Origin of the sequence: Corallococcus sp. CA049B, assembly GCF_003611685.1 — a bacterium.
GTDB lineage: Bacteria > Myxococcota > Myxococcia > Myxococcales > Myxococcaceae > Corallococcus > Corallococcus coralloides.
In genome coordinates this window covers 1-1517 of sequence record NZ_RAWC01000445.1, presented here as the reverse complement: position 1 = coordinate 1517, position 1517 = coordinate 1, and the positions used below count along the sequence as shown (strand labels likewise).

Annotated in this window: 1 protein-coding gene; it reads left to right on the top strand. The window is 71.1% G+C overall.

Annotated features, from left to right (window positions below; all coding sequences use genetic code 11):
- Positions 1–1464, top strand: a 1464-nt coding sequence (gene pabB / locus D7W82_RS39595) for an aminodeoxychorismate synthase component I (RefSeq protein WP_120623176.1), incomplete at its 5' end; no start/stop codon positions are given.
- Between the last annotated feature and the right edge of the window lie 53 nt (positions 1465–1517).

Below are 1517 nucleotides of genomic sequence, written 5' to 3'. Positions count from 1 at the left end.
CCCCAGGAGAGAACGCCCCTCCCCCCGCCTGGAATCTTCCGGGTCCATCACCGGAAGCTGCGCCTCGAAGCCGCCCCGGAGCAGGCCTTCGTCACGCTCCTCGGAGGCAGGGACCACGCCTTCTGGTTGGACAGCAGCCGCGTCGAGGCCGGCCTGTCACGCTTCTCCTTCATGGGCGACGCAACCGGCCCACACAGCGCCGTCATCCACTACCAGGTGAACCCACGCCGGCTCACCGTGCACCGGAGTCAGGGAACAGAAGCGCACTCCACCGAGCTGTTCGAATTCCTCCAGCAGGAGCTGACACGGCTGCGAGTGGCCCCGTCCGGGCTGCCCTTCGACTTCCAGGGCGGCTTCGTGGGCCACCTCGGCTACGAGTTGAAGCACGACTGCGGCGCGACCACCCCGCATGCCTCACCGGATCCAGACGTCAGCCTCATCCTGGCGGACCGGCTGCTGGCCTGGGACCACCTCGAACGCACGGTCTATCTCGTCGCGCTCGCCCCCGAACACGAGGCGGCTCAGGTCCAGGCCTGGTTCGACGCCACGGAATCCAGCCTGCGCACCCTGCCCCCTCTGGCGCCCCTCGAGCCACGCACTGGAGCCCCCTTCCCGGTCCGCCTCGCCAGGGACCGCGAGACCTACCTGGCCGACATCCAGCGCTGCATGGAACAGCTCCACGAAGGCGAGACCTACGAGGTCTGCCTCACCAACAAGCTCCTCGCCCGGACGCACGTCGAGCCCCTGGACCTGTACCGCAGCCTGCGCCGGCTGAACCCCGCGCCCTACGCCGCCTACCTCCGCATGGGAGCGCTGGGCATCGCCTGCTCCTCCCCCGAACGCTTCCTGCGCGTGGACGCCGAGCGGTGGGTGGAGTCGAAGCCCATCAAGGGCACCCTGCGCCGCGGCTCCACGCCAGCCGAGGACGACCAGCTGCGCCAACAGCTGGGCTCCCAGGAGAAGGACCGGGCGGAGAACCTGATGATCGTGGACCTCGTGCGCAACGACCTCGGGCGCGTGTGCGAGGTGGGCTCGGTCCACGTCCCCCGGCTCATGCACGTGGAGTCGTATGCCACGGTGCACCAACTGGTGAGCACCATCCGGGGCCACCTGCGCCCGGGGCTCACCGCCGTGGACGCGGTGCGCGCCGCCTTCCCGGGAGGCTCCATGACGGGGGCCCCCAAGGAGCGCACGATGGAGCTCATCGACCGCCTGGAGGGGGAGGCCCGGGGCGTGTACTCGGGCGCCATCGGGTACTTCTCCGCCACCGGCGCGGCGGACCTGAACGTCGTCATCCGGACGGCGGTGGTCCGCCCCGGCGAGGTGAGCATCGGCGCGGGCGGAGCCATCGTGGCGCTCTCGGACCCGGCGGCCGAACTGGAGGAGATGCTCCTCAAGTCCCGCGTGGTGCTGAAGGCCCTGTCCATGGCGCTCGGGCGGCCGGACGGACTGCCCGAGCCCTGAGCCGACTCCGGGGCCTGAACGGCGGCGGACCGGGCCCGGGAGGGGGCCGGGAG